Source organism: Spirochaetales bacterium, from assembly GCA_016930085.1.
Classification (GTDB): domain Bacteria; phylum Spirochaetota; class Spirochaetia; order SZUA-6; family JAFGRV01; genus JAFGHO01.
Genome location: JAFGHO010000117.1, coordinates 1 through 17,167, shown reverse-complemented (window position 1 = coordinate 17,167; position 17,167 = coordinate 1). Strand labels below are relative to the sequence as shown.

The 17,167-nt window shown below is 48.8% G+C and carries 12 protein-coding genes; 8 read left to right on the top strand and 4 right to left on the bottom strand.

The window, feature by feature from the left end:
- Positions 1-38: 38 nt before the first annotated feature.
- A complete protein-coding gene (locus tag JW881_19715; protein MBN1699752.1) occupies positions 39-743 on the top strand; it encodes an SDR family oxidoreductase in 705 nt (234 codons plus the stop codon).
- Between the two features lie 46 nt (positions 744-789).
- Here JW881_19715 and JW881_19710 read toward each other — a convergent pair whose 3' ends face one another.
- Both JW881_19710 and JW881_19705 read right to left on the bottom strand, forming a co-directional pair.
- A complete protein-coding gene (locus JW881_19710; protein ID MBN1699751.1) occupies positions 790-1,239 on the bottom strand; it encodes a hypothetical protein in 450 nt (149 codons plus the stop codon).
- A gap of 647 nt (positions 1,240-1,886) precedes the next feature.
- Positions 1,887-4,133: a hypothetical protein gene (locus JW881_19705; protein ID MBN1699750.1), complete on the bottom strand. Its 2,247-nt coding sequence runs from the start codon at positions 4,131-4,133 to the stop codon at positions 1,887-1,889.
- 529 nt (positions 4,134-4,662) lie between these two features.
- On the opposite strand from JW881_19705, the gene JW881_19700 reads away from it, so the two are divergent.
- Positions 4,663-5,205, top strand: a complete 543-nt coding sequence (locus tag JW881_19700; protein ID MBN1699749.1) for a hypothetical protein — start codon at positions 4,663-4,665, stop codon at positions 5,203-5,205.
- 207 nt (positions 5,206-5,412) lie between these two features.
- On the opposite strand, the gene JW881_19695 is transcribed toward JW881_19700, so the two are convergent.
- Positions 5,413-10,608 (bottom strand): right-handed parallel beta-helix repeat-containing protein, encoded by a 5,196-nt coding sequence (locus tag JW881_19695; protein MBN1699748.1) that lies wholly within the window; start codon positions 10,606-10,608, stop codon positions 5,413-5,415.
- 208 nt (positions 10,609-10,816) lie between these two features.
- On the opposite strand from JW881_19695, the gene aepX reads away from it, so the two are divergent.
- The 6 genes from aepX (at position 10,817) to JW881_19665 (ending at position 16,334) form a co-directional block, all read left to right on the top strand.
- On the top strand, positions 10,817-12,115 hold the full coding sequence (gene aepX, locus JW881_19690; GenBank protein ID MBN1699747.1) for a phosphoenolpyruvate mutase: 1,299 nt from the start codon (positions 10,817-10,819) through the stop codon (positions 12,113-12,115).
- The gene (gene aepY, locus JW881_19685) at positions 12,116-13,246 is read left to right on the top strand and encodes a phosphonopyruvate decarboxylase (GenBank protein ID MBN1699746.1); all 1,131 of its coding nucleotides are present in this window, start codon (positions 12,116-12,118) and stop codon (positions 13,244-13,246) included.
- A 4-nt stretch (positions 13,247-13,250) separates the two neighbouring features.
- Complete coding sequence (locus JW881_19680) at positions 13,251-13,985, top strand: NTP transferase domain-containing protein (protein MBN1699745.1); 735 nt, start codon at positions 13,251-13,253, stop codon at positions 13,983-13,985.
- A complete protein-coding gene (locus JW881_19675; protein MBN1699744.1) occupies positions 13,972-15,111 on the top strand; it encodes a phosphonoacetaldehyde reductase in 1,140 nt (379 codons plus the stop codon). Before JW881_19680 ends, JW881_19675 begins: the two co-directional genes overlap by 14 nt.
- 203 nt (positions 15,112-15,314) lie before the next feature.
- Entirely contained in the window at positions 15,315-15,725 is a 411-nt protein-coding gene (locus tag JW881_19670) for a DoxX family membrane protein (GenBank protein MBN1699743.1), read from the top strand.
- Positions 15,726-16,082: 357 nt separating this feature from the next.
- Complete coding sequence (locus JW881_19665) at positions 16,083-16,334, top strand: RNA-binding protein (protein MBN1699742.1); 252 nt, start codon at positions 16,083-16,085, stop codon at positions 16,332-16,334.
- A gap of 93 nt (positions 16,335-16,427) precedes the next feature.
- Here the strand turns inward: JW881_19665 and JW881_19660 are convergent, their stop codons facing one another.
- Positions 16,428-16,880, bottom strand: a complete 453-nt coding sequence (locus tag JW881_19660; GenBank protein ID MBN1699741.1) for a response regulator — start codon at positions 16,878-16,880, stop codon at positions 16,428-16,430.
- Positions 16,881-17,167 lie beyond the last annotated feature (287 nt).

The following is a 17,167-nucleotide window of genomic DNA, read 5'->3' as shown; positions in this document are numbered from 1 at the left end:
ATTACACCGATGTATCAGAAAAAGGAGGATATGTATCCATGATGAAAAAACTCACCGGCAAATGGGCGCTTGTCACCGGTTCGAGCCGGGGCATCGGCCGACAGATAGCCGTCGGACTCGGGCGGCTCGGCTGCAACGTGTATGTGCACGGAAGAAAAATCGAGCATACCGAAGCGACCGTTTCGCAGCTTGAGACACTCGGCGTCGAGACAACCGCCGTTGCCGCCGAACTCTCTTCAGAAGACGAGATCGCGGCATTGACGGATGCGATCATCAAAAAAACCGGGGGGGTGGATATCCTCTACAACAACGCGGCGGTGATGAGTGCGTGGGGTGCGGTATGGGAGATTCCGGAAGAGGAGTGGAAGCGGGTATTCCGGATCAACCTTTACGCGGTTGTCCGCCTCTGCAATGTCTTTGCCCCGATCATGAAAAAACGCGGCTACGGAAGGATCGTCAACCTCACTTCCGGGATCAAGGACCAGCCGGAACTCGCCCCCTACAGCGTCAGCAAGGCCGCGGTCGACAAGTATTCGAAGGATATCGCCTTTGAATTGAAAGACGACAATGTCCTCGTCAACCTTCTCGACCCCGGCTGGCTCAGGACCGATCTCGGCGGGCCGGACGCGTGGTTCGATGTCGAGACCGTCCTTCCCGGCGCCCTCGTTCCCGCGCTTCTCGAAGACAACGGCCCCACGGGCGAACTCTTTCAGGCCCAGCGGTACAAGTACCTGGCATCGTGAGGGGGCGTCCCGGATGAGGAATCATATAGCGGAAGTGAAAGCCGCATTACCATTGCCGGTCGACCCTGTAGAAGTCGTATCCTTCAGGACTCACCGCCATAAACCACACATCTCCCGAAGGAGCAATGGCGACCTTTGCGCCGGAGGCGGGATAGTCGTTTCTCTGCGGAATATCGTTTTCAAGCTTACCGTATTGAAATGCATCGACGAGTTCGCCGAGGTTATCGATGACGACGATTATCTGGTTTTTCATGCCGTTTATCGAAGCTTTTTCCGCCGCCGTCCAGTAACTGTGGTTGGCATCATCATAGCCTGCAAAAAGAAGATAATAGCCGTCAAGATCGATTGATACTTCCTGTTTTACCTTTTCTTCGTTTATATCCTGGCCTTGAAGCCGCACCCCCCTGATTTTTTGGTAATATTCATTATGCTTCCTGAAGCAGGTCGAATAAAACCTGTTCCCGACAATCAGGTGTTTACCGTCGTTTTTAAGCACCTCTATCTCGTCACGGACAGGTTCCGGTAATTCTACGCCGTTTATGATTTTGTCATTTTGAGAATTTTTGCTTTCTGATAAGCTTTGTAACTTTTCTATTATATTTATTCCTTTTTCCTTTAAACCTTTTTCATTATAATAATCAATTTCATGATGGTCGTTATAATAAAATATAGCTTTATCGAGAATGAAAAGATTTTTGTAACTCCTGATCTGTTTTGGTAATGAATAAGATCTGATAGTAAAAATCTCTTCTCCTATATTATTTATTTTTCTAAGACCAAGATAGTCGTTCAGATAAATTATGTTTTCTTCATCATCTATTGATATATATTCCGCCCAGTGCGCTTCACCTTTTATTTTCTCGTAAATTATTTTTAAGAATATCATTTCATTAGTAAAAATATTGATTCTCTTATTTACCGGATCGGGTACATATATAAAATTCCTGCTACTCACAGTAAATGTAAGTGGTGTCACAGGTCCCTCGGGTAGTTTATCGAATCCGATTTCATTCTCTTTATTTCCATAGTTAATCGTTTTAACATTCATTATTTGGTAATTATTTAAATTTTCGCTGTAAAGTAGATTTATATTGAAAATAAGCAAAATTAGACATAAATAACGCATAATAGTATACTCCTTATTTACTCGATAATAAGTCTTCGTGGTTTATAAGTGCTTCCTATATCACTCCAGTCTTGATCATTTCTTACTCTCCATCTGGATTGAGAAGATGTCGAATGAATTATAGAAACTCTTTGCAAAATATTTGCCCCCAAATCCCTCGAACCGTCGGGAAAATCAACGGCAAGCACGATCGCAACATGCCCCTTCTTGACGATAATGTCACCAGGTACGATCAGACTTCTCACTGAATCCGCTATCTCCCAGGTATAATCCGGATTGACGAGGTGGCCGGTCCCTTCCTTCTCCACTTTATTGTTGTCGTCGATATCGACGATTTTATAGTTCGTCCCCGAAAGCAGCGCGCACCTGCTGACGAATCCCGAACAGTCGGTCCCCGAGCTTGCCGCAGCAAGCCGCCAGTTGTAATTCTTGTCGTATGCGCTGTTTTCGTCGAGTACGCCCCCGTCCGGGTCGACAGGATTGCCTTCAGCGTCACGGAAGACCAGCATCGCCTGTGATTCGTCGCCGAACGCCGCGTAGGTCGTCAGTTGCGGAACACTGTGGGAGCCCGAAACCGGTTTGTAATAGTCGACATTATCGCTTGTCACGACCTCGAACGCGGGGAAGGTATAGCCGTACCATTCAGTGACGTTTTCACTCAACCCCTCAACAGTCGTGACTTCCGTATTGAACATATCCACACTGTCCCAGCATCCCCAGCCGTATGCGACGGCATTGCCGACTTCACAATTATCGTTAAAACGGATCCATTTCCTTATCGGGATTTGGGCTGCACCATTCCAGTCGGAAAGACCCGTCGGGCTGCCGCCTTCATCAATTGTCTCATCGACGTACATATTCGCCGCGTCCAAAAGCCGTTTGTCATACACCGCCATAAAATCCCCGTCACCTACAGTATCCGAAAATTCGGGATAATTGGTCAACCCGAACCGCAAAAGAAGATCGTCTCCGGGAAGGGCCCTGCCCGAACCGGATACTACCCTTATACAGAACGTTGTCGTGGTCCCTTCCGGCGTTTCACAGGAAAGATAGCCGTCCGAGGCGATTGACAGACTGTAACTTACCCCGAGCGTCACGTATACGTACCGTTCTTCACTCTGACGTGACGTGTCGAGTTCGAATCCGACGATATCGTAGTACACGCCGCCGCCGTAACACGCAGAAACGATGTACATACAGTCACCCCTGTTCGTCATGATGTTTTTGGGGTTTTCCTCGCCTGCGTTATAGTATGGATCGAGGGGCGTCAGCATATTGACCGCCTGATAGGTATCGGAAAACCTGTAATTGCTGCCGTTTTCATCCGTACCGGTGATTTTCACTTTCAGGTTCTCGAGTCTTTCTCCCGTATGCGGTATCCACCGGTTTGCCGTCCCCAAAACCGTACCAAACTCGATATCGCAGTTCAATGACGCAAGCATCACCTCCGGCGTCGGGCTTGGGGTGACAACCCGGGTTGGTGCCGGTGTTCCCGTATCATCAGGCGTCGGATCCGGTGTCGGTATTTCCTTTACTTCCACCGTGCCGTCTGTACCGGTAAGCAGCCCGATCTGATAATTATCAGGATCATCAAGGTAAAACGGTGTGTTTTCGATAATACACATTCCGGCACCGATTGCCTGCCAGTACAATGTAAGGACATGAAGATTCGTTCCGGGCCCCGTACCCGTCGTATTTCTTCCTTCGATCTCAATACTGCTCGTATCGAGCCATACATTATCGAAAAACCCGGAACTCCCCGCGGCAACGCCGTCCGTCCCCCGTGATGTATCGATCCTGATTATGGACTTGTCGAACCAGACATCAATATCGAAATAAGCGAGCCGACGGTCGCCGCTGTTGACGTGAATTTCCGTCTGAAAATAGTCTCCCACATTAACGACAGTCTGTGACGGTGACGTCCATACCTCTCCGGCTCCCGGAACAGGGGTGGGGGCCTGTGTCGTAACCGTCGTCGGTTCAATGGTCGGTTCCGCAGTAGGGACGGGGGTAGGTGCGGGCGTCGGGGTCTGGGTCGGGACGGTTGTCGGACAAGGAAACTCATAGATGACCCCCACATAATATTGTGCGATGAGGAGTGCATCTATGATACTGATTACATTGTTACAATCGACATCCGCTGAGGTTTTGTCGAAATTCGATACCGGTTCGCCGACATAATATTGTGTTGTTACCAATGCGTCGACAATGTCGATTTTATTGTAATTGTTGGCATCGCCGAGTGCTCCCGCGTTGAGGTTCACAGATATTACAATAAGAAAAAAAGCGAATGAATATATTTTATGTAATATTTTTACAACCTTTTTTATTTTTAAATATGTTTCTATCTGGCTTTTTATATTTTTTCAAGCCAATAATATAATATTTTCTGATTGAAATTAGTGTGTATGGCAGAGCGTGAGGTACCATTATTTTTATATTATGCTCAGGAATTGATTAATATAATTTGTTTTGTGGGCGTTTAACCCGGATTTCACAAGTACAAGAGTTCAAATTGTAATGATTGGTATCTGGTTATTCGAGAGAACCTTACATCTTTAAGCCGGGTTTTAGCGCTTTTCTCATAAAGCAATGTGGTTTTTTGCATTTAATATAATTGTTTATATTGAAACAATGTAGTGGTAATTAAAGACTAAATGTGAAAAAACCGCATTAATATGTTAGCAACAGGTATACCCCTCTTTGTGATTTTTTTTACCTCTAAAAATCAAAGCAGCGGGCATTTTTTAAGCGTTATATACTGTATAAGAATAATTATTCGAGGAGCGTCATATGATAGAATCCGATCAGCATGAGTTCCATTTCATTATTACGAATATAATGAGAGAGAAGCTGCTTGCCTTTTCTTTATTCGGTTCAAGGTGTTCGTTATCCGGCGTCATTGTCGGGATATTGTCCTGTATCGATCCTTTGATTATAAAGGAACATATTTGGGGAAGGCAACGAATGAGCCGTTATCGAGTGGTATCGGAGGATCCCGATGAAAGCCGGGTACATGTGCACGCTTATTTCCCTGAGGATATGTATCGGAAGATCAAGCTCCTGCATGCCGATTTGAATTGCTTTAGCATCGCACAGTTGGTGAGGGGGTTGCTGGAGTTGTTTTTGGCGATGGTGGAGAGGTATGGGAATAGGGTGTTTGAAGAATTCGAAAAAAGATTCAAGCAGTGGAGTAATGAGGAGAAAAGATTACAGCAATCCCCACGGAGAAAATTACGACAATTGTATATGATAATCCAGCATCTACCGGGACAAAATGGATTGATTTCTCTCTATCCTCCTCGTTATTCGCCATTTTGGATACTCCGGCTTTAAAAACCCCCTCTGATAATTATCTATTCTAAATTCCTCTATCAACTTCGGAAAGAAAAGAATATCCGACAGCTTCGACGTAATAGACAAAGCACCGGATATTTTTTTGTCCAGTCCGCATTAATAAAAAACAGGTCACCTGTTGAGTTTTTCATATATGTACGCTGCATGCCGGTAAAGAAAAGAAACGCGTATCGAAAAAACCGGTCTTTACGGCTGCCGTTCGACCGCTTTTTTCTTCAGCACCATTTTCCGTATGATATAAACCTGTGCTGCCACTGCGGCAAGAATCAGCAGGATGATCCCGATAATGAGGATCACGGGGAAGGGTTTTTTGAGGGGCGAGCCGTCGTAGTTCTGGGTGTACGGATCCCATAGTCTGAGTTCGCCGGTGACAGGATCGATGTCCCCACGGTCGATCGCGAGGGTGACGTCGGAGGGGGTGGGTTCCGGTTTTCCGGCACCGGGATCGCCGTTACCGTCTTCGTCACGGCCGAGCGGAAAGGAATGAGTGGCGGCGATGTCGTAGGAACCCTTTTCTTCACCTTTGTCCTGTCTCCCCGTTTTATTGCCGTCGTCTTTTTTGACGAGTTCGTCGTACACGTTTCTTTGCGAGGAGTGCATGTGTTTGGTGGAAACGACGCTTTCCTCGTCGTCGTAAAGATCGGTTCCCGTGTCGTAATAAAAAGACTCCCTGTCGCCGTCTGAGAATTCCGCCGTATCGCCGGATGCGGTTTCTTCATCCTCCGCCCCGACGTTCTCGCCGTCTTCGTCATCGATCACGGATTCGCCGCCGGTCAGTTCGATGGTCAGGGTGACCGAGGCTTCCGACCAGTATCCGTCCCACGTGATCGCCTTGGCTTTGACATTGAAGGATCCGTTTGTGATCGACGTCCATGAGGTGGTATAGGGTTCGGTTTCGTCGACCGCCAAAAAGGTACCGTTCACGTAAAACTCCATCCTGAGCTGTGGGATGAAATCGTCTTTCACGGCCGCGGTGATTTCGATCTGCTCACCGACGGAGAAAATGGAGTAGTCTTCCGGTGATGTGATGATAACCTCGGGGGCATTGAAGGAGTTGAGGAGGGCGAGGTTTTTGATCTCGTATTCGTCGAGCGCGCTGCTGTAGAGGTAGACCTCGTCGATGATCCCCTTGAAGTAATTACCCGGGTACTGGCAGAAAACGGGGAGTGCGCCGATGGTGAACGTGAACTCGGAGTTGCCGTAACTGCTGCACGGCTGGCTGATCGTTCTGACCGGTTTCCCGTCGATGTACAGGATGAATTGTTCCCCGGTTCCCACGGTGGCAAGGTGGTGCCATTCTTCGACCGGAAAGCGATACGGGGTGCCGGTATAGATATTGGCGGCGGTCCACGTGGTGAAAAGGTTTTCCCCGCTCGAGGACCCGTCTGATTTGTTGATCGAAAAAATCAGGGCGTGGTCCTGGCCCAAAACGGCGCTCCGATCGTGGAGGTCGGACGGTTTTACCCACGCCGCCGCGGTAAAGGCGGCAAGTCCATTGAAAAGCCCCTTGTTCGTCTCTACAATCGCGTGGCCGTTGAACCTGATCGCGCTTCCGCTTATCCCCTTTGTCCATGCGGCGCCGTTTTTCAGATCACCGTGGTTTTCGTTTCCCGACCTGTCGTAAGCTTTGTCGCCCGTTTCTTCGTCGAACGACCAGTAGCCGAGCAGGTCCTGGCCTTCCTGGACGACGGTAACGGTTATCGACGCGCTCGCCTCGCCCCCGGCATTGTCCACCGCCTTTGCCGTGATGGTATAGTCCCCCGGAGGGACGCCGGCCCACGTAAAATAATAGGGCGCTTCGTAAAGCGGCGGGCCGACATGGTCTTCGTTCGCCGTCACTTCCACGAATTCGATTTCACCGTCGCGGTCGCTCGCCTCGATTTTTATTTCAATGGTCGCGGGGCCCTGAATTTTCGATTTGTTCGCGGGCTCCATAATCCGGACGGACGGCGGTATGTTGTCGTTTTTTTTCGCGAGTATACGGATCTCGTCCGCACTCAGGGCGCAGCTGTAGAGGTAGACGTCGTCGATCCAGCCTTTGAAATAATTGCCGGCCGGGTCGAAAATGCCGCCGCCACCGATATTGAAGGTCGATGAGGAACTCCCGTAGGTGGAGCAGGGGGTCGGTGCCGACGGGTCCTGCATTACCCCGTCGTAAAAAACCCTGAGCACGCTTCCGTCCGCGGTGAGGGCGATATGGTGCCAGGTATTGAGTCCGAAGGGGTAGGGGGGTTCGAGGTTTCCGCAGTTGTAGGTGAACACCTGCATAAGCGATTCCTGAAAAAAACCGAATCCCAGAACACCGTACTGTCCCCAGAGTCCGGAACGGTTTCCGAATTCCAGCGGTTTTACCCACCCCGCGATCGTGAACTGGGGCTGGGAATCGAGCAGGGGCGTCATCACCTTGACCGCCGCGTTGCCGTCGAAATAATAGCAGTTGCCATTGATTCCCGCTTCGACGCGGTTGATATTGAACAGGACTCCGGGAAAATTGTTTCCCGACGAATCTTCCGCCCGGTTCCCGACGGCTGAGTCGAAGGTCCAGTGCGCGATCAGGCATGATTCGCTTGTGACGAGTATTTCGATGGAATGGTCTCCCTGGAATCCCGTGTCATCGATCGCCCTGACCGTGACATGATGTGAGCCCGGTTTGAGTTCAAATCCCGGACAGACCAGCTTGTATGTATCCGGATCGATCTCTTCCGGTTCGCTGTCTTTGATCATCCCGTCGACAAGGAGGACGGTCGAATTGATGTTACCGTCGGGATCCGTTACGGTCGCGATAACGGCAAGTTCGGCTAACGGGCTTTTAAAGGTCGCATTGTTTTCCGGCTGGGTGATCGTGATAACCGGGACGCTACCGCTTTCGTTGGAGACGTTGACGGTGATCTGGGCCAGGCCGGTGTTTCCGGAGTTGTCGGTCGCACGGACGATGATCGATTGCTCGCCGGTTCCGTACGGGCGCCATGTATAGGAGAAATTTGTGCCGACGGGGAGGGCATAGTCGATGCCGTTGAGTGAAATAACGAGTGAGGTAATCGAGCCGTCCAGGTCGCGGGCCGTGCCGGTAATGGTGACATCCTGCCCGGAACGGAGCACCGCTCCGTCGAGAGGGCTCGTTATTTGGACTATGGGTGCATTGACGGCGGGGACAACGGGATTGACATAGGTTTCGTAGAACCTGAACCAGTCGACCCTGACCGTGGAGGTGCCGCCGATAAAATAGAGGAAGAGGTCGTGTTTTCCCGTTATCCGGGTCACGGGGATGTTTTCCTGTCTGTATTTTTTTTCACCGCCTGTTCCCCTGAGCGCGATGCTGCCTATTTCGGTTCCGGTCGGGCCGTCCAGTCTCAGGCTGATCGATCTCCCCGAGTTTTCGCCCGCCGTGGTATTGCACGAATACCGGATTTCGAAGTTCTTGCACTGTTCGTCAAAAAAGAGTGAATTGTAGCCTGCGTAATCCGACTGGGATTGCGAACGGATTGTTGTCACCCTCCCCGCGGCACCGGAAATTGCGTTGTACCGTTCCGCTTCGATGAGATCGCGCGCGTAACGGTGTGGGAAATCCTTCGGTATACCAAGGGCATCCTGATCGATATCCGTAAAATCTATCCGGAAGGCGGGTGAGGTGGTTTCAAGCGAGTAATTGTGCGACCCTTCATCGATAAAGAGGGGATTCATATCGAATACGGAGGACTGATCGTAGTGCTGCTGCCATGTTGAAAGGCTGTTTCTTTCATACGGAGTTCTGACTTCATAACCGCCGTACGGATGATAATAGAGATTCTCATCCGATGTCATGACATATTCATGCCAGCTTTCGAAATAATGGATAAACGTCCCCCCCGGAGTACTTGCGATATTGTTCGTAATGGTGAGGTTCCGCCCGTCGTATCTGGTATTGTCGTAGACGAAGTCGTGGGTGGGATCGTTGTCGGCGATGATGTTGTTGCTGATCGTGCAATCGTTTCCTGCGATATAGAGAGGCCTGCCCCGGCGTTCACTCGTTTTGATGCTGTGAAGGATATTGTTTACCACGGATACTTCCTCCGAAGGAGAGGCGATGCTTATCCCGGCCGCGAAACCGCCGATGTTGCCGGAATAGATATCATGGACGATGTTGTTGTCAAAGATGTTTCCCGTGCCCGCGTTTCCCGTGTAAATGCCGCTTCCCGTGGCATTCAGTCCGGTTCGCGAAATATCGTTCTTCCTTATTATATTGTTCCTTGCGTGAAGAAACGAATATTTGTTTGTGTTCGTTACCGTCGTCCCGTATACCGATAAGCCGATTATATTTTCGGGGCCGTCGATATGGACGCCTGATCCGCTTGTGCTGTAAATAGTATTGCTTTCGATGATGTTGCTTCCGCTCTGAATAATCCGTATTCCCACTCCCGTGCTTCTGTGTGTACCCGTTGCCGTTATATAACAGCTTTTGACACTGGTTTCCTTGTTCACGTCAGAGGCCGCCGCACTCGCAAAGCCGCCCTCGCCAGGAAGATGGCCTCGGAGGGTTATCCCGTTCCGTCCGCTCCCGTCGATTCTACAGTTTTCGATCGTATTGCGATAGGCATAGTCGCAGACAAAGACACCCGTAACCCCGGCGCCCAGAATTCTGCATTCACGAATCGTTATCCGGGATGTATTCCTCATGTGGATGAGGCCGGTTTCGTCTCCATAGCTGTCGAGTTCCAGGTCGGAGTATGTCGTGCCGATAAAGGAAAGCCCGCTGAAAATGATGTTTTCAACCCTGTTTATCGTGCTTTCACCCGCGAACTCGATAATACGCAGCACCTGCGGTATTGTGATCTGCTGCTCGTCGATGGGTGTATAGCGGGGATTGTAATAAAGGTATCCTTGCGTCCCGTCATAATAAAACTCACCCGGCGTATCAAGGGAGGAGACCATCTGGGTCAATGCGTACCCATAGGGATTGTCGACCCGGATTCCCGCCCTCCCGTTTTCGAACAGGGCGACCGCGGTGATGGTTCCGACATAAGCCCGGTAAACAATCGATGCATAAGCCTGCCAGTCCGACTGATTTACGGTAATTCCTCCGGCGACAAGCGGTCTCGAGCCCGCAATATTCCGATAGGTAATGGAATAACCGCTTTTCCCGGAATCCGCCGGGGTAAATTGGACGGTATCGGTAACGGGATACGTTCCTGCCGAAAGATAGACGACGATGTCTTCAGACATTCCCCCTGAAATATAGGTTTGAATCGCCCTGCGGGCGCCGTCTATGGTTTTGAATGCGTTTCCTGAAGATAATCCGGTGTTGGAGTCGTTTCCCGACGGGGAAATATAATAATCTCTGGTAAAACCCGGGATTGAAACGAGAAATAAACAAAAAACTATCAGAAATACGGCTTTCCTATCCATTTTACTTTCTTTTTTACTATTAATGTATCACCATTACTGCCAAAAGTCAAATATCGTCTTCTATTCCCTGTGGTATAATCTATCATTATTATTGAAGATTGTTCAAGCCCGATACATGAATACATGCCTGTCGGTATTGCTATATTTATAGCTTCCATAGTATCATCATATTTTTATACTTTGTCGTGAAAACGAATAAGGATATGCCATGAAAAAGGTTTATGTAGCCATGAGCGCGGATATCATCCATCCGGGACATCTCAATATCATCGATATTGCCAGAAAACTCGGGCGTGTCATTGTCGGCCTTTTGACCGACAAGGCGATCGCCTCATACAAACGTCTTCCCTATCTGCAGTACGGACAACGTGAAACGATTATTAAAAACATCAAAGGCGTGGAAGAAGTCGTTCCGCAGGAAACCCGTGATTATACGGAAAACCTGAGAAGGATAAAGCCCGATTATGTCGTTCACGGAGACGACTGGCAGGTCGGCGTGCAGAAAGATGTGAGAGAAAAGGTGATCGAGACGCTGAAAGAGTGGGGGGGGGAACTGGTCGAAACCTCGTATACCCCCGGTTTTTCTTCCGGAGCGATGAATCTGGGGCTTCTCGAAATCGCGACAACCCCGGAAATCCGGCGAAAGCGGCTTAAACGGCTTATCAATGCCAAACCCATTGTCCGGATCCTCGAAGCCCATAACGGTATATCGGGTCTTATCGCGGAACACACGAAAGTCGACGAGAATCAAGGCGAGGAGGAGTTCGACGGCATCTGGATCAGCAGCCTTACCGATTCGACGGCAAAAGGCAAACCGGATATCGAACTCGTGGATCTGACCTCCCGTCTCAACACGGTCAATGATATACTCGATGTGACGACAAAGCCCCTCATCATCGACGGCGATACGGGTGGGAAACCCGAACATTTTTCTTTTATCGTTCGTGCCTACGAACGCCTCGGGGTGTCCGCGATTATCATCGAAGACAAAATCGGTCTTAAAAAAAATTCTCTTTTCGGAACAGAGGTCGCCCAGACACAGGATTCGATCGAAAACTTTTCCAGTAAAATCACGATCGGTAAAAAGGCGCGCATCACGGATGATTTCATGATTGTCGCCAGAATTGAAAGCCTTATTCTCGAAGCCGGCATGGATGACGCGGTCATCCGGGCAAAGGCATACATCGAAGCGGGGGCGGACGGCATCATGATTCACAGTAAAAACGGATCGCCGGATGAAATTCTCGAGTTCGCACGGGCTTTTTCCCGTTTCACGGAAAAGGTTCCGCTTTTTGTCGTCCCTACAACCTTTAATACAATTACCGAGAACGAACTTGCCGCTGCGGGTATCAGTGTGGTGATCTACGCGAATCATCTCCTTCGAAGCGCCTATAAAGCCATGAAAGGAACGGCGGAGAAAATTCTCATGTATCACCGAGGTCTTGAAGCGGAGGATATGTGTATCCCGATCAGGGAGATTCTGGAGCTTATACCGGGAGGAAAATAAATGATAAACGCCTGCGATTTTTATCGCCTTCTCAAGGAAGCGGGGATCGATTTTTACACAGGGGTTCCGGATTCGACCCTGAAGGATTTCTGCGCATATGTGACTGATACGGTACCGCCGGACCGACATATCATCACGGCGAACGAGGGGGGAGCGGTCGCGCTTGCTTCCGGGCATTACCTTGGAACCGGGAAGGCGGCGATGGTCTATATGCAGAACTCGGGACTCGGAAATGCCGTTAATCCTTTAGTCTCCCTCGCCGACCCTGACGTCTATACGCTTCCACTCCTTCTTCTTGTCGGATTCAGGGGTGAACCGGGAGTAAAAGACGAACCGCAGCATAAAAAAATGGGAAAGATCACGATTCCCATGCTCGAGACCCTCGATATTCAGTATGATATCATGCCCAACTCATACGAAGGGCTTCAAATCGGCATGAAAAAAGTGAAAAAGATACTGAAAAAGGGGAGGAGTTTTGCGTTTGTCGTCAGAATCGGGACCTTTGCACCGTATGAATTGAAAAGAAGATCAAACCCGGCAGGGACGATGACCAGGGAAGAGGCGGTCTCGTTCATCGCGGGAAAACTGCATGACGAGGCGGTTATCGTTTCGACGACCGGTAAAATATCCCGTGAATTGTACGAGTACCGAGAAGAGTGCGGCTTCGGGCACGAAAGGGATTTTCTGACCGTGGGTTCCATGGGTCATGTATCGCACATCGCAGTTGGAATTGCCCTTGCGCAACGTCAGCGGCAGGTTTATTGCTTTGACGGGGACGGTTCGGTGATAATGCACCTCGGAAGCCTCGGAATCAATGGGACGTGTGCCCCTTCCAATTTCCGCCATATCGTTTTCAATAATGCCGCCCATGATTCGGTAGGGGGACAGCCCACCTGCGGGACGGATATCGATCTCGTGGAAATCGCGCGCGGGTGCGGCTATCGGTATTGCGTAAAAGCGGATTGCCGGGATGACCTCGAATCGATCTTTCCGGATTTTATAAAGATCGGCGGTCCCGCCTTTCTTGAAGTTCGTGTTAAAAAGGGGGCGCGCAAGGATTTGGGACGGCCGCATCATCATCCGCAAGACTTGAAGCGGATGTTCATGCAACGGCTCGGAGTGAGAGAATAGTCCGGTGAAAGCGCTGATACTGAACTCCGGAATCGGAAAGCGGATGGGAAGGCTTACCGACGACAGGCCCAAATGCCTGCTCGAGGTTCGGGGGGGTACGATTCTTTCGGTCCAGATCGATCTCCTCCTTGACTGCGGCATCGATGAGTTTGTGATCACTCTCGGGCCCTTTGACGGACTGGTCCGGGAGTACGTCCTGCAAAAGTACGGAAACCTGAATGTTTCCTATGTGTTCAATCCGGTATATGCTTCCACGAACTATATTTATTCGATGTTTCTTGCCGAACGATATGTGAAAAGCGATTCATTACTCCTCCTTCACGGCGACCTTATAATGGAAAGGAGTGTCTGTGAAAAGATTCTGAAACATCCGGCGGATAACGCGGTTATTGTCGATCCCGCAGCGCCGCTTCCGGAAAAGGATTTCAAGGGGAGAATCACGAATGGTATCGTCGTGGAGATCGGGACACGGGTTTTCGGGAACGATTGCGTTTTTCTTCTTCCCTTATACCGGCTTTCCATGCATGGGATGGGGATATGGCTTGGGGAGATAAGGAGGTTTGTCGATTCGGGCCGTACGGAAGTATACGCGGAAAATGCCTTTAACGAATGTTCGGAAAAAATAGGACTCGAGCCGGTCGCGCTGGATCATGAGGTATGCATGGAGATCGATACGGAAGAAGACTACCGGCTTGCAATAAAACTGCTGGGGGACGGAGGCAAGGGTGCGCCAGACTGATTTTTTCGGGTACGGCAGTATCGGTCGCCTCAAGCAGATAATAACAGGAAAGCGGTTTTCGAACATATTTCTGGTGGCGGACCGGATGTCGTTTGAATCTTCAGGGGCGAAAGACATGCTTGAACCGGTCATCGGGAATCGCAATATCATGTTTTTTTCCGAATTCGATCCAAATCCCCGGATAGAAGATGTGAAGCGTGGGCTTGCTCTTTTCAGACAGCACGGTCATGATGTCGTAATCGCTGTCGGGGGAGGTTCGGTGATCGACATGGCAAAACTCATTGCCGTTTTTGCCGACCATGCTGAGTCTCCGGAACTCCTGATAACGCAAAAAAAAGCATTGAAAAGCCGCGATATACCCCTTGTCGCGATCCCGACAACCGCGGGGACCGGAAGCGAGTCAACGCACTTCGCGGTCGTCTATATTAATGGAGAAAAGTATTCTGTAGCGGCTCCTTCCGTCCTTCCCGATTACGCGATCGTGGACCCGTCACTCACCCTCAGTATGCCGCCTTCCGTAACCGCGGCAACTGGTATGGACGCCCTTTCACAGGGGATCGAGTCTTTCTGGTCGGTTCAATCGAATCGACAATCCGCCGAATACGCAAAGCAGGCGATAAGCCTCGCATTCGATAACCTGAAAAAAGCGGTACTTACACCGGACAACGATAGCAGAGAGAAGATGGCCCTTGCCGCGCATCTTTCAGGCAAGGCGATCAATATCACGAAAACGACCGCTCCTCATGCCTTTTCTTATTACCTGACGAAGAAATATCATATCCCGCACGGTCATGCCGTAGGACTCATGCTCGGACGATTTATCGTATACAATAATCTGGTAACAGAAGAAGATGTTACAGACAAACGAGGATGCGGTTATGTAAAAAAGACTATGCGCTTGTTGCTGACATCCATCGGCACTGAAACCGCGGAAGAAGCGCGAGAAAAAATCGAGAGGTTGATGCGGGAAATCGGACTCGAAACAGCGATGGCGAAGATCGGCCTGGAAACCAAAGGCGATGTTGATGCATGGCTTTCCAGAGTAAACCTAGAGCGACTTGCCAACAATCCGAGACGGGTAGAAGAAGGGTTGATTCGGGAAATGTTGCCGCAAGCATCGGTGTGAGTCCGGCATTATTTTTTTTTCAACCTCTGTCCCCGCTTTTTACGGCCTGATGCTGTTTTCTCCAACCTCCGTCCCAGAAAGCGGTTGAATGAGGAAAAAGTGAAAGAATATTGTTTCAAAATATTGCATTAATCACATGAATTCCCCATACTCCTTATAACCCTTTTGTAAATGGGAAACAAATTATGAAAAGGAGAATAGCAATGGCAAAGCTTGCAGAAAATGTCAATTCGCTTTTGATTCTGAGAATAATGCTCGCGATTTTTTTTATCGCCCTCGGTATTTGCGGCGTTTCTACCCGTATCGACGAGGATATGTTTTCAATGGGTGGGGGGACGAGTATTGCCGTCGAGATATCATTCGGTGTGGTCGAGATTATTTGCGGTATCGTTCTTCTTCTGGGTGTCTTTTTCCTGAAAGCAAGGAAATATACGGCGATCACGAGTCTCATAATTTTTATCATCTGGATCATCAGGATCGTTATTACGAGATTTTTTCAGGGTTTCACGAAAATGACGACCAGTTTTGAAAACTTCATGGTCTGGCTTCTTATTCTTTCGGTCGAACTCGTTATCGGGGCGGCAATTTTCGTGATTTTGAAACGCTACGATTGATAAACCGATAATTAAAGACGCAGTCAATGATAAACGGGGTATCGGACGCAGCGTGGACGATTCCCTCTTCATCATCAAACCGGTCGTTCCCGGCGAGGAGAGTGCCTCGAGCAAAATATTATTGACAAAACAGGGAATGTATTGTAAAATTTTGTATCGATGTAGACATTATATATGATGTCGGAAAGCCCATAAATGAAGCGGGCGTAGAGATAAGGTGATACAGCTTGGGAATAGAGGAAAGCAGCCCCTGTTTTCGGGATGTTAACATTATTTTTTGTTTCTTTTAAGACTATGGAGTTTACTGCATCGGTTTTCTCCAAAATATTAAAAGAAATATGATATCGGAGGAAGTTTATGCAGACCAATAAACTCTATGTCGGGAATCTTGATTATTCGGTTGATTATACTGAACTGAAAGATCTTTTCAGTCAGTATGGGGAAGTCAAGTATGTCAAGATTATCGAGGGGAAGGGATTCGGATTTGTCGAAATGGCTGGAACGGAAGAAGCGGAAAATGCGAAGAACGCACTAAACGGAACCGAATTCAAGGGAAGAGTGCTGAAAGTCGACGATGCCCGTCCGCGTAAAGAGCGACCGGGCTATTAAAACCCGGCCGCTTTGGATATCTCATCACGATAACCGGCATGGCGCGATTGTGAAATTCTAAAGACGTTAGAAGGGCGGGAGAATGAGCAGCAATTATTTCTTATGGGGGGGAAGTTTTACCGTATCGACCCAGAAATTAAAAAATATCCGAATAACAGTGATTAATTGCTCGTAATCGACGGGTTTTGTAATAAAACAGTTCGCGTAATCATTGTAACTGGCCATAATGTCGTCTTCATTGCTTGAATTGGAAAATATCGCCACTGGAATGGATCGATAATTCCGATCACTCTTGATTTCTTTAAGAACGTCGAAACCGCTTTTACCGGGCATGTTCAGATCGAGCAGGATGATGTCCGGTCTCGGTACATTTTCATAGCCATCTTCTCTTCTGAGGAAAGAGAGTGCTTCGATACCGTTTTTTGCAACGAAAAGGCTGTATGTCATGTTATTATCTTTAAAGGCTTCTTTTGTGAGGATGATGTCACGTTCATTGTCTTCAACAAGCAATATGTGACACCTGTTTTTTGTCACCGTATTTTCCATGGCGGATATTTCTCCTTTATATATAACGGTTTTCTATTATATCATGGATGGATCAGGAAAGCAAATTTTTTTCCTGGCACCGTTTTAGTTTATCGGGATTAGCGGTTTATGTGTGATTTTTTCTTACTTGTCTACGCATGATTATTCTGTTTGATCCGATATGGAGGTATGGGAAGCGGGTGTGTGGTTTATAGATGTGTTTTTTAAAGTCGAAGTATCCAAAATGGTGAATATTGATTCGTATAGAGAGAAATTAATCTATTTCTACCCGGTAAATGCTGAATTAT